Genomic DNA, 18,869 nt, shown 5'->3' on the forward strand with positions numbered 1-18,869 from the left:
GGTGCTGCTCTACATCCTGAAACGCGTAGTGAGCGCGATCTCCGTCGTCGTCGTCACGCTGGTGGCCAGCTTCGCGCTGTTCTTCCTCGCCCCGACCGACCCGGCCGGCACGATCTGCGGCACCCGCTGCAACGCGGACCGCCTCGCCGAGATCCGCTCCAGCCTCGGCCTCGACGAGCCCCCGATCGAGCAGATCGGCGGCTACATGAAGGGCATCCTGGTCGGGCGGGACTACACGACCAGCGGCGTCGTGCAGCACTGCGACGCTCCGTGCCTCGGCTACTCGTACACGCTGGGTCAGCCCGTCACCAAGCTGCTGGCGCAGGCGCTGCCCGTGACGGTGTCCATCGTGCTCGGCGGCGCCGTCGTCTACCTCTTCTTCGGCGTGCTGTTCGGGACGCTGTCCGCGCAGCGCCGCGGCGGCACCCTCGACCGGGCGCTGATCGGCTCCTCCATCGTGATCAACTCGATCCCGTACTTCGTGGTCGCGGTCCTGGTCGCGCTCTACGTCACGGTCCTGCCGCACTCGGAGTACCACCCGCTGCTCAGCAATCCGCTGCTGTGGGCGAGCGGGCTGGTCGCCGCGTGGCTGACCCTGGGCCTGACCAACGCGGCCGCGTACACGCGGTACTCGCGGGCGTCGATGATCGAGTCGCTGGGGCAGGACTTCGTGCGCACCGCCCGGTCCAAGGGCATCAGCGAACGCCGGGTGGTCTACCGGCACGGGCTGCGCGCCGCCCTGACCCCGGTGGTGACGATCTTCGGCATCGACCTGGCCGGGCAGCTCACCGGCGCGATCTTCACCGAGCAGATCTTCGGCCTGCCCGGCATCGGCGTGCTCACCCTGCGCGCCTTCAACCAGTACGACCTGCCGGTGCTGATGGGCTGCGTCCTGCTCGGCTCCGTGGTGCTGGTCGTCATGAACCTCGTCGTGGACATCGTCTACACGGTCCTCGACCCCCGGGTGCGGCTCGGATGACCCCCCTTACCGATCGCGAGGCGTCACGATGAGCGACCAGACCCTGCGGGGACCCGACACGGTGGTACGCACACCGCGCGCGGCGGCGACCGGGGAGGCGTACCTGGAGGTCTCCGATCTGCGGGTGCAGTTCCCCACCGCGGACGGAACGGTCGACGCCGTCCAGGGCCTCAGCTACTCGCTGCCGCTGGGCCGGACCCTGGCGATCGTCGGGGAGTCCGGCTCCGGCAAGAGCGTGTCCAGCATGGCGGTGCTGGGGCTGCACGACCCGCGCGGCACCCGGATCACCGGCTCGATCAAGGTCGGCGGCAAGCAGGTGGTCGGGATGTCCGCCGACGAGCTGCGCCGTTACCGGGGTGCCGACGCGGCGATGATCTTCCAGGACCCGCAGTCGTCGCTGCACCCGTACTTCACGATCGGTGACCAGATCATGGAGTCGTACCGGGCGCACCACAAGGTGTCGAAACGCGTGGCCAAGGCGCAGGCGATCGACATGCTCGGCCGGGTCGGCATCCCCAACCCGCAACGGCGGATCAGCAGCTACCCGCACGAGTTCTCCGGCGGCATGCGCCAGCGCGCGATGATCGCGATGGCGCTGGTCAACGACCCGAAACTGCTCATCGCCGACGAGCCGACCACCGCGCTCGACGTCACCGTCCAGGCGCAGATCCTCGACCTCATCGGCGATCTGCAACGCGACTTCGGCTCCGCGGTCGTGTTCATCACGCACGACCTCGGCGTGGTGGCCGAGGTCGCCGATGACGTCCTGGTCATGTACGCCGGCAACGCGGTCGAGCACGGCCCGGTCGGCAAGGTGCTCGGCGCGCCGCTCCACCCGTACACATGGGGCCTGCTGGAAAGCCTTCCCGCTCTTTCCGGGGAACCCGCGCCGCTGCACCCGATCCCGGGCAGCCCGCCGAGCCTCCTCGACGTCCCGAGCGGATGCCCGTTCCACCCGCGCTGCGAGTTCCGCGACCGGGTCGGCGGCGAGCGCTGCACCACGGTGCACCCCGACCTGGTCCCGCGCACGGCCGACACCGGCCGGCTGTCGCGCTGCCATCTGGTGGACCCGGACCGGGTGTATCAGATCGAGATCCTGCCCCGGCTGCCGTGAGGGACGACGCGATGACCACCGACACGACCGGCACGCCGCTGCTGCGGCTCGACGGCCTCCAGATGCACTTCCCGATCAAGGGCGACGGCCTGCTGGCACGGCGCAAGCAGTGGGTACGCGCAGTCGACGGCGTCGACCTCACGCTCGCCCCCGGTGAGACACTCGGGCTGGTCGGCGAGTCCGGCTGCGGCAAGTCGACGACGGCCCGGCTGATCACGCGGCTGCTGGAACCGACCGCGGGACGGATCCTCTACGAAGGCACCGACATCGCGCACCTGTCCCAGCGCCGGCTGCGGCCCTACCGGCGTGAGATCCAGCTGATCTTCCAGGATCCATACTCGTCTCTGAACCCGCGGCACACCGTCGGGACGATCGTCGGCACGGCGCTGCGTACCCATGACATGGTCCCCCGCAGCGGTGAGCTCAAGCGGGTGCAGGAGCTCCTCGAACTCGTCGGGCTGAACCCCGAGCACTACAACCGCTATCCGCACGAATTCTCCGGCGGGCAGCGCCAGCGCATCGGCATCGCCCGGGCGCTGGCCGCGCGCCCGAAGGTCATCGTCGCCGACGAGCCGGTCAGCGCGCTGGACGTGTCGATCCAGGCGCAGGTCATGAACCTGCTCGAGAACCTGCGCAAGGAACTCGGCATCGCGTTCGTCTTCATCGCCCACGACCTCGGGGTGGTCCGGCACTTCTGCGACCGGGTCGCCGTCATGTACCTGGGACGGGTCGTCGAGGAGGGGCCCCGGGACGCGCTGTACGAGGCGCCGCAGCATCCGTACACCCAGGCCCTGCTCTCCGCCGTGCCCGACATCGGCGTGGTCCGGGGCATCCCGCCGCGCCGGCGGATCCGGCTCAGCGGGGACGTCCCCAGCCCGGTCGACCCGCCGTCGGGCTGCCGGTTCCGCACCCGGTGCTGGAAGGCCCAGGACATCTGCGCGATCCAGGAGCCACAGCTCGACGAGCGGGCCCCGGGTCAGCAGGTGGCGTGCCACTTCGCGGCCCAGCTCACCGGCTGACTCTGAACGTCGCCATCATCGCCATGTCCTCGTGCTCCAGGTTGTGGCAGTGCACGAGGTAGCGGCCGTCGTAGTCGTCGAAGCGGATCGCCACCTCGACCAGTTCGTGCGGGCTCAGGTCGACGGTGTCCTTCCAGCCGTGGTCGCCCGGCCCGGGCGGGCCGCCGTTGCGGGAGATCACCTGGAACGGCGACAGGTGGACGTGCACGGGGTGGTGCCCGTCGGAGCCGAAGCGCCAGATCTCCACGTCGCCGAGGCGCGGGGTCGCGTCCATCCGCTGCGGGTCGAACTCGCGGCCGTTGATGATCCAGCCGTCCGTCTCCTCCCCCATGCTCGTGACCTTGCCCTGGCGGAACATCCACGGACGCGTCGTCGCGGCACTGCGCGGCAGCGGTTCGATCGAGCTGAGCCGCGCCGGGATCGCGCTGTCGTCGGTGGCCGCGCGCCCCACCACGAACCGCATGACGTTCCCGTCCCCGTTCTTCAGAACAACCTTCGAGCCTGATGGGTACGCCGAGAAGTCGACGATCACGTCATAGCGCTCGGCCGGCGCGACCGTGATCGTGCTGTGCTCGACCGGCGCCGCCAGGAGGCCCTGGTCCGAGCCGATCTGCGTGAGCGGGGCCGGCGGGTCGAGGGTCAGCTCGTAGCGGCGAGCGTTGGACGCGTTCAGGATCCGGAACCGGTAGCGGACCGCCTCGACCTCGAGCTGCGGCCACGGCGCCCCGTTGACCAGGATGACGTCGCCGATCGCACCGTTCATGTGCGCCGCGTCGATCCCCGGCATGCTGACCAGGTGCGGGTCCATCGCCGGATACCTCAGCGCGCCGTCCGCCTCGAACGCCCGGTCGGTGATCATCAGCGGGACGTCCCGGTCGCCGCGCGGCAGCGGGAGCTCGTCCTCCTCGTCATCGGTGATCAGGAAGAACCCGGCCAGCCCACGCCACACCTGCGGGCCGGTGAACCCCATCCGGTGGTCGTGGTACCAGAGCGTGGCCGCGCGCTGGTTCACCGGATACGTGTAGTCACGGGTGCCCGCGCTGGTCGTGCCGCCCACGGCCTGGTCCGCGTAGCCGGAACCGCCGGCCACCGGGAGCACCAGGTCGGTGGGGAACCCGTCGCTGTCCGCCGGGGTGTGCCCGCCGTGCAGGTGCATGACGGTCGGCACGCCGAGCTGGTTGCGGTAGTGCACCACGGTCCGGCGGCCCTTGCGGGCCTTGATCGTCGGTCCGGGGAAGATGCCGTCATAACCCATGATGGGGGTACGCAGTCCGGGCAGGATCTCCATGCTCGCCTCGCGGGCGGTGAGCTCGTAATGGTCGGTGTCGCCGGTGCTGCGGGACGGGCGTTTGACCGGCGGGATCGGCAGCTTCGCGGTGAACGGCTCGGGGAGTTTCGCGGCCGAGGTGAGCATGTCGGTCTTCGCGCTCTTGCTGGTGCTGTCACAGCCGGCCGCCGATATCAGCGCCACCGTGCCCCCGGCCTGGAGCACGCGCCGCCGGGTGAGTCCACGTAGGTCTGTCATGGCGACGACGATCGCGGGCGGGTTCGGTAATCCGCGTCATCCCTCGGCAGTAGATCCCTTGTACTACTGATGGACGACGCGGCCCAGGGTCTCCTTCGATAGCGTTCCGTCCATGGCAGAACAAGGGCTCCTCCGCCCTTTCTTCATGGACGCGGCACTGGGCCTCGCCGTGGTCGCCGTCGTCCTGCTCGCCCACCGGTTCGGGCCCGCCCACTCCCTCGACGTGGAGGACCTGGTGACCGCAGTGCTGGCAGTGCTGCTGATCACCGCCCGCCGCCGGTGGACGCTGCCGGTCTTCGGCGGGATCACGGTCGCCTCCGCGGCGTTCAATCTGCACGCGGCGCTGGCCGGCCCGCTGCTCGCGGCGAGCGTCATCGGCACCTACACGGTGGCGTCGCGCACCAGCCGGCGCATCGCCGTCGCAGCCGGGACCGTCACGGTGGTGACCGTCTACGTCGCGGTGGTCATCGGTGCCGGGCGCAGCTGGACGGATCCGCTCAACGCCACGATCGTCGCCTGGGGTGTCGCCGCGGCCGCCGTCGGGGACGCGGTCCGCAGCCGCCGCGCCCAGCTGCGGGTCAGCGAGGAGCGGGCCCGGCAGGCCGAGCACGGCCGCGAGGAGGAGGCCCTGCGCCGGGTCGTGGAGGAACGCCTGCGCATCGCCCGCGACCTGCACGACGTCGTCGCCCATCACATCGCCGTCATCAACGTCCAGGTCGGTGTCGCCGTGCACCTGCTCCGCGAGCAGCCCGACCAGGCCGAGCAGGCCCTCACCCACGTCCGGCAGTCGGCGCGCACGGTGCTGGCCGAGCTCGGCACGGTTCTCGCCGTGCTGCGCTCCACGTCGCCGGACGGGTTCGACGAGACCGCCCCGCCGCCCGGGCTGAGCCGCCTCCCGCACCTGCTGGAGTCGTTCACCGCCGCCGGGCTCCACGTCGAACGGCGGCACGACGGCGAGCCCCGGCCGCTCCCGTCGGCGATGGATCTCGCGGCCTACCGGATCATCCAGGAAGCCCTGACCAACGCGCACAAGCACGGGAGCACGGCCACGGCGCGGCTGCTGCTGGCGTATTCCCCGCAGGGTCTGGCCATCGAGGTGGTCAACGCGTCCGGTGCGACGCGGGCTCCGGTCAGCGGGACCGGCCACGGCCTGATCGGCCTGCGCGAGCGGGTCAGCTCCATCGGCGGCACGGTCCGCGCGGGCCCGGACCCCGGCGGCACGTTCACGGTCGACGCCCACCTCCCGTTCCCGAAGGACACCGCATGACGATCAGAGTCCTGCTCGCCGATGACCAGACCCTGATCCGCGCGGGCTTCCGGGTCCTGGTCGACAGCGCCCCCGACCTCGAGGTCGTCGGGGAGGCGACCACCGGCCGCGAGGCGGTCGACCTGGCCGCCACCACCCGCGCCGACGTGATCCTGATGGACATCCGCATGCCCGAGATGGACGGCATCGAAGCCACCCGCGCCATCACCGCTGACGAGGACCTGGCCGGCGTGCGGGTCCTGATCCTGACCACGTTCGAGCTCGACGAGAACGTCCTGCGGGCCCTGCGCGCGGGGGCCAGCGGCTTCCTCAGCAAGAGCGTCGAGCCGGCCGACCTGCAGGACGCCATCCGCCTCGTCGCCCGCGGTGAGGCCCTGCTCTCCCCCAGGGCCGTCCGCACCCTCATCACCCGCTTCCTGGCCCAGCCCGGCCCCGGCCCGCTGGCCGCCCCGGCGCAGCTCACCGCCCTCACGGAACGCGAACGCGAGATCATGGCCCTGGTCGCGGCGGGCCTGTCCAACGACGAGATCGCCGAACAGCTCTACGTGTCCCCGCTGACCGTGAAGACCCACATCAACCGCGCGATGATGAAACTCGGCGCCCGCGACCGGGCCCAGCTCGTCGTGATCGCCTACCAGAGCGGCCTGGTCCGCCCGGGCGACCCCCTCATGCCACCATCGACCTCATGATGATCCCCGAGGTGACTCTCTCTTGATGATCCCCCAGGTGGTGACCTCTTGATGATCCCCGAGGTGGTAACAGCCAAGGCGCGGGGCGCCGGCGCGACCGCGTGGCTCACCGGCCTGCCGTCGCTGGTCGCGTCGCTGAGCGCCGAGTGGGACTTCAGCGTGGGCCCGGCCTACGAGGACGCGACCGAGGCGTTCGTAGCACCCGTCACTCTCGGCGACGGGACACGGGCGGTGCTGAAACTGCTCGTGCCGCGCCAGAGGGCCGCGCAGGACGAGATCACGGTGCTGCGGCTGGCCGGAGGTTCGGGCCTCGCGCGGCTGCTGCGCTCCGACGTCGATCGCTCGGCGCTGCTGCTCGAACGGTTGGGGCCCTCGATGGCCTCCACGTCGCTGCCGCTGACCACGCGGCTCGCCATCCTCACCGACCTGGCCCAGCAGGTGTGGCGCCCGGCCTCGGGATTACGGACCGGCGCGGAGAAAGGGGCCTGGCTGCGGGACCACATCGCCCGGCGATGGGAGGAGCTGGGGCGGCCGTGCTCCGTGCGTACGGTCAACCACGCCCTGGCCTGCGCCGACCGCAGAATCGCCGCCCACGACGACGCCCGCGCGGTCCTGGTCCACGGCGACGTCCACCAGTGGAACGCCCTGCGGGCCGGAGCCGGCTGGAAACTGGTCGACCCGGACGGCCTCCTCGCCGAACCCGAATACGACCTGGGCATCCTCATGCGCGAGGACCCCGTCGAACTCCTCCAGGCCAACCCCTGGGACCGCGCCCACTGGCTGGCCGCCCGAACAGGCCTCAACCCCACAGCCATCTGGGAATGGGGCGTGGTCGAACGCGTATCAACGGGCCTTCTCGCCGTCGGCATCGGACTCCAGCCGATCGGCACCCAGATGCTCGCAGCAGCCGACGCCATCAGCGCTCTCGGACAGACCCGCCTACCGTAAGGAGATGCGCCCCTCTACATCGTCACGAGACAGACCGCAGTAGACCTTCAGTAGTGGTTACGGCCTGTTCAGAGCGAGTGCCTTATCCAGGAAGCCGATTCTCGCGATCCGAGCGAATACATATCGTGACACGGCACATTCAGTGACGACACGAGGATGCTCCGTGGGCTTCTATCTGCGAACCAGTCTGAAGGCGGGACCCTTCCGGTTCAACCTCTCGCCATCCGGCCTCGGCGTATCTGCCGGCATTCCGGGATTCCGTGTCGGCACCGGCCCTCGCGGCAATTACATCCGGGTCGCGGGCCTCGGGACCACCTACTTCGGCAGCCAAGCACCTGTCCCGTCATCGCGCGGTTGGCAGCCCTCCGCACCGCCATCGGTTCGTCCCGACGGGGTGATCATGCGGGAGCTGTCCGGCACGCCTGTGCAGCACCTTGTCGCGGTCCACCCGTCCGACCTGGTCAACCAGATCCGGACGGCAGCTCAGCGGCGATGGATGTGGCCTTGGCTAACGGCTGCCATCGCCCTGCTGGCCTTGGTCACCGCGCCGTACGGGCTCATACTCGCCGTGGCCGGCGTGCCCGCGGTGTTGTGGCTCCGGCAGCGAGATCTTGCGCGGCGGTCAGTCGTGGTTTTCTATCAGGTCGACGACACACCGGCGGCGAACTACGAGCGATTCACGGGGAGCGGCGGCTTTGTCAGCCGGGTCCAGCGAGTGTGGCACGCTGAGGCGGAAGGCGCGCTGCACACTCCGTACCAGCAGAAAGTGAATGCTGGTGCCGGATCGCTGATCCGCCGAAGCCTGGGCTCCCTGGACCTGGCCGGGCCACCCGTTCTGGTCACGAACATCGCCGTGCCCAGCCTGCACGGCACCGGCCGTTCCGTGTACTTCCTCCCCGACAGAGTGCTCATTCGCCACGGTCGCCACTACGCCGACCTGCCCTACGCCGCGATCAACGCCCACGTGCAGCCTCAGCGTTTCATCGAGACCGAGACTCCGCCCACGGACGCGCCCTGCGTGGGAACGACCTGGCAGTACGCCAACAAGTCCGGTGGTCCGGACCGCCGGTTCAAGAACAACAGGCAACTGCCGATCATGTTGTACGGTCGCCTGACCCTCACCGGTCCGCAGGGGCTCCTCATGGTCTGGGACTTCTCGCGGGCCGACGTCGCGGCGTCGCTCGCCGAATCGCTCAACCGGATGCGCTGACGCCCCCACAAACAGGAGGACGACACAGGATGCCCCTGCCTGTGGCGTGGCGCTATCCGACGGTTGCCAGGAAGTCCGAGTAGAAGAGGCCCAGGCCGACCGCTACGCAGACGCCGGAGATGATCCAGAAGCGGATCACGATGTTGACCTCGCTCCAGCCGGCGAGCTCGAAGTGGTGGTGCAGGGGCACCATGCGGAAGACGCGTTTGCCGGTGGTCTTGAACGAGACGATCTGGATGATCCAGGTCACCGTGATGATGACGAAGAGCCCGCCGATCAGGATCGAGAGCAGCGTGGTGCGGGTGGCGATCGCGAGACCGCCGATCAGGGCGCCGAGGCCGAGCGCGCCGACGTCGCCCATGAAGATCCGGGCCGGGGATGTGTTCCACCACAGGAAGCCCACGCAGGCGCAGGCCGCCGCGGCTGCGATCATGGCGATCTCGAGGGGGTCGCGGACCTGGTAGCAGTAGTCGGTGGCGCGGGCGTACGTCTCGTCGGCGCACCAGTGCCTGTACTGCCAGTAGCCGATCAACGCGTAGGCGCCGAGGACCAGGGTCGACACGCCGGTGGCCAGGCCGTCGAGGCCGTCGGTGAGGTTCACGCCGTTCGACATCGCGGTGATGACGAAGACGAAGACCATCACCGAGCCGACCTTGCCGACGTCGAGCCAGCTGATGTCCTGGATGAACGAGATGTGCTCGCTGGCCACGGTCTGGCCGTTGGTGCTCGTCACGTAGAGGGCGGCGATGCCGAACCCGGTGGCGACGATCGCCTGGCCGAGCAGTTTGCCCTTGGCGGACAGGCCGTCGGAGTTGCGCTTGCGGACCTTGAGCAGGTCGTCGACGAAGCCGATCGCTCCGCAGAAGACGAACAGGCCGAGCAGGACGACGGCCGTCATGGTCGGCTGCTCCTGCGCGATCTGCCGCTCGGGCAGCGTGGTCAGCGCCAGGTGCCCGGCGACATAGGCGAGCAGGGTCGCCACGATGAACACGACACCGCCCATCGGCGGGGTGCCCTTCTTGCCCTCGTTCGAGGCGAGCCCGAGGGAGCGGATCGGCTGCCCGGCCTTGAGCGCGCCGAAGACCCGGATCGCCACCGGTGTCAGGAACAGGGAGACGATGAACGCGACTCCCGCCGCGACGATGACCGCTCTCACGGGCGGGCCTCCACGCGGCAATGCGTGCCGGACAGGTCAGCATCAACGGTCATGGGGCACGATCTTGCCATCCGGCCGGTTCGCCCCGTCAGGGGGCGGCAGGGGTACGGGGTGGGACCGGGGTGGAGACCACGAACGAGCTGTGGGTCTGGCCGTGCAGCAGGAACTGGTCGAGGACCGGTTCGAGGTCCTCGATGGCCGGGACGTGGACCTTGATCAGGAAGCAGTCCTCGCCGGAGACGCGGTGGCATTCGCTGACCTGCGGGGTCCGGGCGGCCAGTTCGGCGATCCTGGTGAGCTGGCCGGGCCCGGGGCGGATACGGACCCAGACGGCGACGGGGAGGCCGAGCGCGGCGGGGTCGATGTCGAGGCGGTAGCCGCGGATGACGCCGGTCTCCTCGAGCCGGGCGAGGCGTTCACGGACGGCGGGAGCGGACATACCCACCCGGCGGGCCAGCTCGGCGGCGGTGGCCCGAGGGTCGGCGCCGAGCTCGGTGAGCAGGCGGGTGTTGGTCTCGTCGAGAAGAGGAAAGCCGTTCGCCGTTCTGGTTTCTCGTGAGGTCATTTTTCGCGCTCCCACCTTCGAATGTCTCTGGTGCAACGCTGCCGGCCTTTCGAGAATAGACGCATGGCGATAATTGCTCAGCGGTTGCCGCCGCACGTGTATTTCGTGGTGAGCGCGGTGTTCCATTATCTCGGCCCGGCACTGGCCGTCCTGTTGTTCGCCCGCATCGACGTGCTGGGCGTGGCGTGGCTGCGCATCGCGAGCGCCGCGCTGGTGTTCGCGGTGTGGCGCCGGCCGTGGCGGTTGTGGGGACGGCTCGACCGCCCCGGGCGCCGGCTGCTGATCCGGTGGGCGGCTGTGCTCGCGGTCATGAACAGCGTGTTCTACCTGGCGATCGACCGCCTTCCCCTGGGTACGGTCGCCGCGATCGAGTTCCTGCCGGTCATCGCCCTCGCCGCCCTGGCCGCCCGGACCCGCCGCAACGCCCTCGCCCTGGTCGTCGCGGCGGCAGGGGTGTACCTTCTCACCGACGTACGCCTGGTCGCCGAGCCGCTGGGTCTCGCCTTCGCCGCCGCCAACGCCGTACTGTTCGCGCTCTACATCGTGCTCGGGCACCGCGTCGCGCGCAGCCCGCGCATGTCAGGCATCGACGGTCTCGGGCTCTCGATGCTGATCGCCGCGGTCATCGCCCTGCCCGTCGGAGCCTGGCAGGCGGCGCCCGCGTTCCTGGACCCGGTCGCGCTGGCCGCTGCCGCCGGGGTGGGCATCTGCTCCTCCGTCATCCCGTACGTCAGCGACCAGCTCGCCATGGCCCGGCTCCCCCGCGCCACCTACTCCCTGATGGTCTCCCTGCTCCCGGCGACAGCCACCGTCGTCGGCATCATCGTCCTGACCCAGATCCCGGCACTCGCGGAGACGGTCGGCGTCGTCCTGGTCATCGCCGGCGTGGCGCTGCACCAGGAGAAACAGGAGCACGCACCGTCAGGTCGTCCGGATCAGGTGCCTGGCGAGGAAGCGGACCGCGCTGTCCGCCTCGAACCGGGGTAGGTCCTTGTGCCTGCCCGCGTTGGCGTGCAACGTCTTCTCCTCCGAGCCGAAAGCGTCGAACAACGCCAGCCCGGCCTCGCGCGGAATGTGCTCGTCGTCCCATTGCAGGTCGAATTCGATCGGGACGGTGATCTGTTTCGCCGCCTCGGCCAGGGCGTCGGGCCAGTGCTGACCGAAGACCGCGGCGACAATCCTGGGTTCAACCGCTACGAGGGGTACGCCGACAGCAGTGCCCATGTTCAGCCCGAAGTACCCGACCGGCCCGTAATCGCCGAGTGCCAGCAGAGCGTCCAATGTCATCCGCCATTCAGGCACTGCCAGTGAAGCGAGATATGCGTTGTAACGGACGACGATCGGGCCTTCCGGCTCGCCCGCCGCCCTGGTCCGGAACAGTTCGGCGATCTCTTTCTCGTCGTGTGCCGTCCGCGGCCGGTCGCCGTGACCCGGGGCGTCGATGACGGCGACGTGGAAACCGAAGCCGGCCACGAGGAGCTGGGCCCGGCCGGTCATCGACGGGTGCTTGCAGTGGGTGCCGCCGCCGTGGCCCATCAGCACCAACGGTGTGTGGTCGACCGTGGTGACAGCCGGCGACCAGAGCACGCCGGGGACGTCACCCACGGTGAAGTCGCGGGACAGCATGCCGTTCACGGAGGACTCGGCGGTGAATTGCAGAGAATGCACGGGTGATGCCTTTCGGGAGTGCCCACAGGTCGGGGTGCTCCCGGCGACACCTACATCGGTCGCCCGGCCGTGACGGCAGGGAGGAGCACCCACTTCGCATTACCGGTCATGGGTCTCACCTCCTCAGGTGCGGTCACGGACACCGCACGTTATCACCCAGCTGGGCGAGGTAGCGCTCGGCGACACGTTGCTGCCGCCGCTCGTTGCGCACCGTCAGCCAGGCCACGAGCGGCCAGAACACGAGGCCGAACCAGCCCCACGGCGTCACCGTGATCGCCACGTAGACCGACAGCACCAGGAAGAACCCGAAGGCGAGGATCTGGTGCACGGGACGCGTCCGCGATGTGGCCCACCCGGTCGCCAGACGCACCGCGGCAGCACCGAGCCGCGTGTCCTCCGGCGGCCGCGCCGCACGGACGGCCTCGACCGCCGCCGTGCGCTCGCGTTCGCTCAGATCACCGAACAGGCGCCGCTCCTGCGACCGGGCCAGCCCCCATATCGCAAGGGCGAAAGCCAGGCCACCGGCCAGGAACCGAGGCATATCCGCGCCGCACCGCGGTCAGCGACGCCTCGGCCCCGAAGGGTGAGCGGGCCGCCACGTCCAGGACGCCGGCGCCGTCGGCGTGGCCCTCGCGGATCAGCCGTTCCAGCTCGCCGAGTTGCTCGTGCTGTGCGCGCACGAACGCGCGGTCCACCGGTGCGCCGTGCCCCGGCACCACGATGCCGTCCGGCGGGACCAGGCGGAGCATCGCGGCCACGGTGTCCGGCCACTCCAGCGGGTACGAGTCGTCGCCGTACGACGGTGGTGCGCCCTGCTCCACCAGGTCACCGGCGAGCGTCACCCCGGCGTCGGGCACGTGGACCACCAGGTCGCCCCCGGTGTGCCCGCGCCCGAGATGGTGCAGCGCCACGGCACGCCCGGCCACGTCGACGGTCGCGCGGGCACCCACGAGCCGATCGGGCACCCGTACGGTGACCTCGGCAAGCCCCGCCGCCAGTTCCGGCTCGCTCGGCAGCCACCGCTCGTACAGGTCCTGTGGCAGGCTCCCCGCCCGTTCGCGCAACTCCCGCACGGCGTCCTCGTGCGCCCAGATCGGCACGCCGGCCCCGGCCAGCGTCGCGTTGCCGAAACAGTGATCGAAGTGATGGTGCGTGTTCACGATGATCAACGGATCGCGCGTGATCCCGCGGATCGCATCGGCCAGCTCACCGGCCTGCGCCGCGGTGGACAGCGTGTCGACGACCAGCGCCGCCCCGGGCGAGGTCACCAGCGTGACGTTGACGTCCAGCACCGGGTACCGCATGACGTACACGCGGTCGGCGATCTCCCGGAAGCCGGTCATGAGCCGATGCGGCGTCGCTCGGCGTCGCGCAGTTCCCGGTAACGCTCCTGGCGATTCGAGGCGAGCAGGACCTTCGCCCGGCGGACCGCGTCGGCTTCCATCACCCGCCCAAGATCTCATCATCGGTGTTGTCGTGTCACGCCCATAAGTGCCTGACCCCGCAGGAGCCAGGGGTTCAGTGCCAGGCGTACGCGCCGAGGCCGTCGCCTTCTCAGGTGTTCGAGCAGCCTCAGCCAGGTGTTCTGCACGGCGTCCTCGGCGTAACCACTAGGGTGTCGGTCCACAGTGCTGCGCGAAGGGACGCCCATGCGGATCGGCATCAACCTGCCCCACTACGGCGCGCTGACCGGCCCCGGCGACATCACCGAGGTCAGCCGTGCCGCGGAGGCGATGGGCTACGACAGCCTGTGGACCGGGGACCGGCTGCTGTCACCGGTCGACCCCAGCGACCGCTACCCCGGCGGCGACGGGACGATGCCCGCGGAGATGGACGTCTACCTCGACCCGCTGACCGCGCTGACGTTCGCGGCGGCGGCGACGACCCGGCTGCGGCTCGGCACGAGCACGCTCAACGCCCCCTGGTACCCGCCGGTGCTGCTGGCCCGGACGCTGACCACGCTCGACGTGCTCAGCGAGGGACGCCTCGAGGTGGGGCTCGGGCTGGGCTGGCTCAGCGACGAGTACACCGCGGCCGGGGTCCCGTGGACGGACCGGGGCGAACGGCTCGACGAGATTCTCGACCTGCTGGGGAAGATCTGGGGCGGTGATGTCGTCGCGCACGAGGGGGCCCGTTACCGCGTACCCGAGAGCTCGATCCGGCCGAAACCGGTGCAGCGACCGCGACCGCCGATCCTGCTCGGGGGCTTCACCGGACCGGCCCTGTCCCGCGTCGCCCGCCGGGCCGACGGCTGGCTCGCGGTGGGCATGCCCCTGCCCTACCTGCACGGTCTCTGGGAAAAGATCAAGGGCGAGGCCGAGGAGTACGGCCGGGAGCCCGGCACGCTCCGGATGGTCCAGCGCCTCAACCCGCGCCTCACCGCCGAGCCCGTCGACCCCGCGCAGGTCCCGGCCCGCGGCACCCTCGAGCAGATCGCCGCGTACGCGCTGGAGGCCCGGGCGGACGAGGTGTTCATCGACCTGACCCTCACCGTCCGCACGCGCTCGGAGATGCTCGACATCGCCGGTAGGTTCCTCGACCTCATGCGCGCCGGTTAGAGCCGTTTTGATCACCCAGGGCGCCCTGGCACCCTGGGTTTTCCTATGATCGCCCGGCATCGATAGACCGGGAGGACCACCCAGTGATCCGCAAACTCGCCGCAGGAGTGGCCGGGCTCGTCCTGGCCGCTCTCGCAGCACCGCTTCCGGCGTTCGCCGCGCCACCGCCCGACGGGGTCACGGTGGACTTCGACCACCTGTCGCTCGTGCCGGAGGTGCGGGGCAGCCTGCAGGCCGCCGGGCTGGACCTGGGTCGCAAGCCGCGCCTGCTGCACGACCTCACGGCGACCATCGACACCTCCGGGCTCGCCGGTGTCGCCACGGTCCGGCGTGCCTTCGCGGACGACCAGGACGGCTGCACGTTCACCGATGCCCTGATCACCTGCGCCGAGGGCACCGTCACCACCGTGTGGACCAACTTCGTGACGCTGTCCTACCAACCCGTGCCCGGTGCTGTCGCCGGCGCCGAGGGGTCGGCCACGCTGCGGATCACGTCGCGCGAGCTGGGCACGCTCACCAAGACCGCGAAGGTCGTGCTGACGCAGGAGGCCGAGCTCGCCGTCCCCGGCGAGCAGGGCCAGGCGTTCGACGTCGAGCCGGGTGACACCGTCGCCATGGCGATGAGCATCAGCAACCCCGGAACGGTCCCCGTGACGGGTGTCGACGCGTTCTTCGACATCGACGCGCGGCTCGCGGCGGTGAAGAAGTACTCGAACTGCTGGTACGGCACCAGGCGGGCGTACTGCCATTTCGATCAGACGCTGGAGCCCGGCAGGACGTACGACGCCGCCGAGAAGCCGGTGCTGCGGATCTCCCCGGAGATCCCCGCGCCCTACGTGTTCGAATCCTTCCTCGCGTGGCAGACGCCGGCCGACAGCCGCGACTACGTCGACATCGTCATGGCGCAGGACGCGAAGAAGGGTGACGCCGGCACCCTGAAACTGGTGGCACGAGCCGCCACCGCCAAGGCCGCGCTGCCACAGACGGCCGGCCCCGCCGGGGAACGGGTGTTCTTCGAGGTCCACGGCAAGCAGACCGCGAACGTCACCGCCGTGGGCGCCGAGCTGACCGGCGAGGTCGGCGACACCGTGACCGCCCGGCTGGGGCTCAAGAACCTCGGGCCGTCGATGCTCATCAGCTACAACCCCGCCGCCGAGGCCGCCGTCATCATTCCGGCGGGCACCACCGTCACGAAGTCACCCGAGGAGTGCGAGGGCTCCGGCTCGTACTACGTCTGCCGGATCCCGACCTGGCGCGCGGAGACGTTCACCGACAAGGGCGAGAGCGTCACCTGGCCGTTCACGCTGCGCATCGACAGGGCGGGTCCGCTCACCGGCTGGGTGACCGTCAAGGAGAACCTGATCTACCTCGCCCAGCCCCCGGAGACGAACACCACCGACAACACCGCGGACATCCTGATCGGCCGGCCGGTGCGGAACACGGCCACGCCCGGCGGGACCACGCCCGGCGGGACCACGCCCGGCGGCACCACACCGGACGGTGACGGCGGCGGGTCCGGCGGCGAGGGAGGTGGCGGCACGCTGCCCATCACCGGGGCGAACGCCGCGGTCATCGGGGTGGCCGGGGCGCTGCTGATCGCCGGCGGGGTGGTGGCGTTCCTGGTCACCCGCCGCCGGAAGTCCCGCTTCGAGGCCTGACCGCCGCCAAGCGGGAAGGCTCGGCGGCTGCCCAGACGGGTGGCTCGGCGGCTGCGCAGACGGGTGGCTCAGCGGCTGCGCAGGCGGGTGGTGAGGGCTGCGGCGCCGGCCAGGGCGATCGCGAGCAGGGCGCCCGCGATGATCAGGTGGCCGAGCTGGGCCCGGCCGTCGTCCACCGAGTCGGCGGCGACCGGGTTCAGCTGCGGGGCCGGGGCGGTGGTGGCCGACGGGGCGGTGGTCCTGCCCGTCAGCTTGGCCGGGGCCGCACTCGGCGACGCGGTCGCCTTCTTCTTGCTGGGAGAAGGCGACGGGGTGGGGGTTCTGGAGGTCGCCACGACGGCGGCGGGCTTGGCCTTCACCACGAGGTCGGAGCAGGAGTAGTACGTGTCCGGGGTGCTGGAGGTCTCCCAGACCACGTAGAGCAGCTGCGCGCCGGAGCGGTCCTTGGGGATCTTGACGCTCATGCGGTACGAGCCGTCGCTGAACGTGGGGTCCTTGAACGTGGCGACCGGGGAGCTGGTCAGGTCGTCCCAGGTCAGCGCCTTGGTCGGGTCGTAGCCCTGCTTGGTCAGGTAGAGCCGGAAGCTGCCCTTGTGCGGGATCGTCCCCTGGTACTTCACGGCGAGCGTGGCCCCGGCGGTGACCTTGGTCGACGGCCAGTCGTCGCGGGCCAGGTCGAGGCCCTTGTAGTTGGGCAGGCCGCCGCTGCACAGGTGCCCGTCGGGGACGACCGACTTGTCCTTGCCGTTCACGTTCGCGATGCGCAGGTTGTCGAACGAGCCGATGTTCGCGCCGTTCGCCTTCGCGGCCGCCTTGCACGCTGCCGCGCCGGGCTCCTCGCCGTTCGGGGCGCACGCCGCCGTCCGGCTGATCGGGGTGGTCGGGGCGCCGTGGGCCAGCGCGGGGACCGCCGGGAGCAGGGCCGTCACCGCGACGACCCCACCGGCGGCGGCGATGGCGGCGAGACTGCGGGCTGACTTCACGACGACCTCCTGGCGGGCTTGCATGCGCTCGCAGGGGGTACGGATGGCGTACCCGAATCGTTCACCACGGGGTGCTGTGGTTGCATGGTTTGGCAGGAACTCGACTCAGGAGGACACATGGAAAAGCCCGACGTCGGCCCCATCAGCGGTGAGCCGCCGGCCGAGCTGGTCGTGGAGGACCTCACCGTCGGTGACGGCGAGGAGGCGAAGCCCGGGCACCAGGTGGACGTCCACTACGTGGGTGTGGCGTTCTCCTCGGGCAAGGAGTTCGACGCGTCGTACAACCGGGGTGGCTCGTTCCAGTTCGGTCTCGGCGCCGGCCAGGTCATCAGCGGCTGGGACCAGGGGGTGGCCGGCATGAAGGTCGGTGGCCGCCGCAAGCTGACCATCCCCCCGCACCTGGGTTACGGCGCGCGTGGCGCCGGTGGCGTCATCAAGCCCAATGAGACGCTCATCTTCGTGGTGGACCTGCTCGGCGTGAGCTGACACAGGGACGGCATACCGGCTGGGCCGGGACAGGGGTTTCCTGTCCCGGCCCGTTCGTTTCCTGCTCCGGGCCGTCGCCGGGGTATTCGAACGGGCTCACTGCCCGGCCTTGAGGTCGGCGCAGCCCGTCTCGTCGGGCAGCAGCGGCCGGAAGCGGATCGACCAGGTGTTGCCGCCGTGGCCCCACGCGGTGTTTGTCTTGGCCTTCGCCGCGGCGGCGAGGACGGTGTCGCCCTGCTCGCCGGTGGCGGTGACACAGGTCAGCTCGGCACCCTCCGCGAGCGGCTCACCGGGCAGTGCCGCGCCGGGCCACTCGATCGTCTCCGGGCGGACCGCGTCATCGGTGGCCACGTAGGGCGTGACGACGGCGGCGATGATCTCCGGCTTGTACTGCACGGGCGCGATCTTCGTCAGGGTGATCTTGTTGACGTCGTCGAGGTAGGCCTTCAGCTTCGTGCGGGCCGCCTGCTGCGCCGCGGTGAGCGCGGAGTCGTTCGCCCGGGCCTCGTTGAGCGCCTCGGCCGCCACGGTGTGCCGGCCCGCCGCGGTGACGGCGGTGACCTGGGTGCTGGGGACGTCGGCGACGCCCGGCTGGCCGAAGTCGGTGCCCTCGGTGACACCGGCCGCGGCCGACTTCTCGGCCAGCGCCCGCGCCTGCTCCGGGTCGATCATCACGACCTGCAGGTTGGGCAGCGCGGGACCGGGATAGATCGCCGGCACCGGGCCCTCGGTGATGACCCGGCCGTCCGCGTAGATGCTGATCTGGGGCAGCCGGCCGGAACGCATGCTGGGGGCCACGAAGCCGCCGACCTGTTCGACGCGCAGCAGCAGATCGTCCGCGCTCCCGGCGGCGGGAGGCGCGGACGAGGAAGGTGCAGAACCGGCTATGGGGGACGTGCCGGCGTTGGCACACGCGCTGATCAGGAACAACGTGGCGGCGGCAGCGGCCGTCGGGAAACCGCGAAATGTCGTCATACCGCCTCAGACGTGCTCCCCCGGCGACGGGTTCCCGGCCGATCCGATCAAAATGCGGTGGCCGGCCCC

Annotated in this window: 19 protein-coding genes and 1 pseudogene; 12 read left to right on the forward strand and 8 right to left on the reverse strand. The window is 70.4% G+C overall.

Features of this window, described 5'->3' with window-relative positions:
- Position 1: 1 nt before the first annotated feature.
- From Aco04nite_RS22600 to Aco04nite_RS22610, 3 genes are read left to right on the forward strand one after another with little or no spacing between them, the layout of a single operon-like run.
- A complete protein-coding gene (locus Aco04nite_RS22600; protein WP_239159395.1) occupies positions 2–979 on the forward strand; it encodes an ABC transporter permease in 978 nt (325 codons plus the stop codon).
- 28 nt (positions 980–1,007) lie between these two features.
- Entirely contained in the window at positions 1,008–2,093 is a 1,086-nt protein-coding gene (locus tag Aco04nite_RS22605) for an ABC transporter ATP-binding protein (RefSeq protein WP_212999246.1), read from the forward strand.
- 11 nt (positions 2,094–2,104) lie between these two features.
- The gene (locus Aco04nite_RS22610) at positions 2,105–3,112 is read left to right on the forward strand and encodes an ABC transporter ATP-binding protein (protein WP_212999247.1); all 1,008 of its coding nucleotides are present in this window, start codon (positions 2,105–2,107) and stop codon (positions 3,110–3,112) included.
- Here Aco04nite_RS22610 and Aco04nite_RS22615 read toward each other — a convergent pair.
- Positions 3,102–4,637 (reverse strand): multicopper oxidase family protein, encoded by a 1,536-nt coding sequence (locus tag Aco04nite_RS22615; RefSeq protein WP_244876205.1) that lies wholly within the window; start codon positions 4,635–4,637, stop codon positions 3,102–3,104. The genes Aco04nite_RS22610 and Aco04nite_RS22615 overlap by 11 nt on opposite strands.
- A gap of 112 nt (positions 4,638–4,749) precedes the next feature.
- On the opposite strand from Aco04nite_RS22615, the gene Aco04nite_RS22620 reads away from it, so the two are divergent.
- The 5 genes and pseudogenes from Aco04nite_RS22620 (at position 4,750) to Aco04nite_RS22635 (ending at position 8,751) form a co-directional block, all read left to right on the forward strand.
- Entirely contained in the window at positions 4,750–5,904 is a 1,155-nt protein-coding gene (locus tag Aco04nite_RS22620; protein ID WP_212999248.1) for a sensor histidine kinase, read from the forward strand.
- Complete coding sequence (locus Aco04nite_RS22625; RefSeq protein WP_212999249.1) at positions 5,901–6,593, forward strand: response regulator; 693 nt, start codon at positions 5,901–5,903, stop codon at positions 6,591–6,593. The genes Aco04nite_RS22620 and Aco04nite_RS22625 overlap by 4 nt, the downstream gene beginning before the upstream one ends.
- A 51-nt stretch (positions 6,594–6,644) precedes the next feature.
- The gene (locus Aco04nite_RS22630) at positions 6,645–7,541 is read left to right on the forward strand and encodes an aminoglycoside phosphotransferase family protein (RefSeq protein ID WP_212999250.1); all 897 of its coding nucleotides are present in this window, start codon (positions 6,645–6,647) and stop codon (positions 7,539–7,541) included.
- Between the two features lie 163 nt (positions 7,542–7,704).
- A pseudogene (locus Aco04nite_RS50020) lies at positions 7,705–7,830 on the forward strand (DUF4236 domain-containing protein); the annotation flags it as partial.
- A gap of 111 nt (positions 7,831–7,941) precedes the next feature.
- Positions 7,942–8,751, forward strand: a complete 810-nt coding sequence (locus Aco04nite_RS22635; RefSeq protein WP_244876206.1) for a hypothetical protein — start codon at positions 7,942–7,944, stop codon at positions 8,749–8,751.
- A 52-nt stretch (positions 8,752–8,803) separates the two neighbouring features.
- Here the strand turns inward: Aco04nite_RS22635 and mraY are convergent, their stop codons facing one another.
- Both mraY and Aco04nite_RS22645 read right to left on the reverse strand, forming a co-directional pair.
- Positions 8,804–9,907, reverse strand: a complete 1,104-nt coding sequence (mraY, locus tag Aco04nite_RS22640; RefSeq protein ID WP_203841140.1) for a phospho-N-acetylmuramoyl-pentapeptide-transferase — start codon at positions 9,905–9,907, stop codon at positions 8,804–8,806.
- Between the two features lie 88 nt (positions 9,908–9,995).
- Positions 9,996–10,472, reverse strand: a complete 477-nt coding sequence (locus tag Aco04nite_RS22645) for an Lrp/AsnC family transcriptional regulator (RefSeq protein WP_212999252.1) — start codon at positions 10,470–10,472, stop codon at positions 9,996–9,998.
- Between the two features lie 63 nt (positions 10,473–10,535).
- On the opposite strand from Aco04nite_RS22645, the gene Aco04nite_RS22650 reads away from it, so the two are divergent.
- The gene (locus Aco04nite_RS22650) at positions 10,536–11,459 is read left to right on the forward strand and encodes an EamA family transporter (protein WP_212999253.1); all 924 of its coding nucleotides are present in this window, start codon (positions 10,536–10,538) and stop codon (positions 11,457–11,459) included.
- On the opposite strand, the gene Aco04nite_RS22655 is transcribed toward Aco04nite_RS22650, so the two are convergent.
- From Aco04nite_RS22655 to Aco04nite_RS22665, 3 genes are all read right to left on the reverse strand, one after another.
- Positions 11,394–12,098, reverse strand: coding sequence for an alpha/beta fold hydrolase (locus tag Aco04nite_RS22655; protein WP_212999328.1), 705 nt, complete (start codon positions 12,096–12,098; stop codon positions 11,394–11,396). The two genes, Aco04nite_RS22650 and Aco04nite_RS22655, sit on opposite strands and share 66 nt — an antisense overlap.
- 175 nt (positions 12,099–12,273) lie before the next feature.
- Positions 12,274–12,681, reverse strand: coding sequence for a hypothetical protein (locus tag Aco04nite_RS22660; RefSeq protein ID WP_212999334.1), 408 nt, complete (start codon positions 12,679–12,681; stop codon positions 12,274–12,276).
- Positions 12,596–13,483 (reverse strand): MBL fold metallo-hydrolase, encoded by an 888-nt coding sequence (locus Aco04nite_RS22665; protein ID WP_212999254.1) that lies wholly within the window; start codon positions 13,481–13,483, stop codon positions 12,596–12,598. The genes Aco04nite_RS22660 and Aco04nite_RS22665 overlap by 86 nt, the downstream gene beginning before the upstream one ends.
- Positions 13,484–13,789: 306 nt before the next feature.
- On the opposite strand from Aco04nite_RS22665, the gene Aco04nite_RS22675 reads away from it, so the two are divergent.
- Positions 13,790–14,698, forward strand: coding sequence for a TIGR03619 family F420-dependent LLM class oxidoreductase (locus tag Aco04nite_RS22675; RefSeq protein WP_212999256.1), 909 nt, complete (start codon positions 13,790–13,792; stop codon positions 14,696–14,698).
- Between the two features lie 83 nt (positions 14,699–14,781).
- Positions 14,782–16,356, forward strand: a complete 1,575-nt coding sequence (locus Aco04nite_RS22680) for an LPXTG cell wall anchor domain-containing protein (protein ID WP_212999257.1) — start codon at positions 14,782–14,784, stop codon at positions 16,354–16,356.
- A 68-nt stretch (positions 16,357–16,424) separates the two neighbouring features.
- Here Aco04nite_RS22680 and Aco04nite_RS22685 read toward each other — a convergent pair whose 3' ends face one another.
- Complete coding sequence (locus Aco04nite_RS22685) at positions 16,425–17,339, reverse strand: lytic polysaccharide monooxygenase (protein WP_244876207.1); 915 nt, start codon at positions 17,337–17,339, stop codon at positions 16,425–16,427.
- Between the two features lie 117 nt (positions 17,340–17,456).
- Here Aco04nite_RS22685 and Aco04nite_RS22690 point away from each other — a divergent pair, with 117 nt between their 5' ends.
- Positions 17,457–17,825, forward strand: coding sequence for an FKBP-type peptidyl-prolyl cis-trans isomerase (locus Aco04nite_RS22690; RefSeq protein ID WP_203841151.1), 369 nt, complete (start codon positions 17,457–17,459; stop codon positions 17,823–17,825).
- Between the two features lie 96 nt (positions 17,826–17,921).
- On the opposite strand, the gene Aco04nite_RS22695 is transcribed toward Aco04nite_RS22690, so the two are convergent.
- Entirely contained in the window at positions 17,922–18,800 is an 879-nt protein-coding gene (locus Aco04nite_RS22695; protein WP_212999259.1) for a hypothetical protein, read from the reverse strand.
- Positions 18,801–18,869: the final 69 nt, after the last annotated feature.

The sequence above is a fragment of the Winogradskya consettensis genome, from assembly GCF_018332715.1.
Lineage (GTDB): Bacteria > Actinomycetota > Actinomycetes > Mycobacteriales > Micromonosporaceae > Actinoplanes > Actinoplanes consettensis.

Coding starts and splice junctions, on each gene's coding strand:
- Aco04nite_RS22605 (WP_212999246.1), top strand. CDS start 1,008: ATGAGCGACCAGACCCTGCGGGGACCCGACACGGTGGTACGCACACCG.
- Aco04nite_RS22610 (WP_212999247.1), top strand. CDS start 2,105: ATGACCACCGACACGACCGGCACGCCGCTGCTGCGGCTCGACGGCCTC.
- Aco04nite_RS22615 (WP_244876205.1), bottom strand. CDS start 4,637: ATGACAGACCTACGTGGACTCACCCGGCGGCGCGTGCTCCAGGCCGGG.
- Aco04nite_RS22620 (WP_212999248.1), top strand. CDS start 4,750: ATGGCAGAACAAGGGCTCCTCCGCCCTTTCTTCATGGACGCGGCACTG.
- Aco04nite_RS22625 (WP_212999249.1), top strand. CDS start 5,901: ATGACGATCAGAGTCCTGCTCGCCGATGACCAGACCCTGATCCGCGCG.
- Aco04nite_RS22630 (WP_212999250.1), top strand. CDS start 6,645: ATGATCCCCGAGGTGGTAACAGCCAAGGCGCGGGGCGCCGGCGCGACC.
- Aco04nite_RS22635 (WP_244876206.1), top strand. CDS start 7,942: ATGCGGGAGCTGTCCGGCACGCCTGTGCAGCACCTTGTCGCGGTCCAC.
- Aco04nite_RS22645 (WP_212999252.1), bottom strand. CDS start 10,472: ATGACCTCACGAGAAACCAGAACGGCGAACGGCTTTCCTCTTCTCGAC.
- Aco04nite_RS22650 (WP_212999253.1), top strand. CDS start 10,536: ATGGCGATAATTGCTCAGCGGTTGCCGCCGCACGTGTATTTCGTGGTG.
- Aco04nite_RS22655 (WP_212999328.1), bottom strand. CDS start 12,098: ATGCTGTCCCGCGACTTCACCGTGGGTGACGTCCCCGGCGTGCTCTGG.
- Aco04nite_RS22660 (WP_212999334.1), bottom strand. CDS start 12,681: ATGCCTCGGTTCCTGGCCGGTGGCCTGGCTTTCGCCCTTGCGATATGG.
- Aco04nite_RS22665 (WP_212999254.1), bottom strand. CDS start 13,483: ATGACCGGCTTCCGGGAGATCGCCGACCGCGTGTACGTCATGCGGTAC.
- Aco04nite_RS22675 (WP_212999256.1), top strand. CDS start 13,790: ATGCGGATCGGCATCAACCTGCCCCACTACGGCGCGCTGACCGGCCCC.
- Aco04nite_RS22690 (WP_203841151.1), top strand. CDS start 17,457: ATGGAAAAGCCCGACGTCGGCCCCATCAGCGGTGAGCCGCCGGCCGAG.
- Aco04nite_RS22695 (WP_212999259.1), bottom strand. CDS start 18,800: ATGACGACATTTCGCGGTTTCCCGACGGCCGCTGCCGCCGCCACGTTG.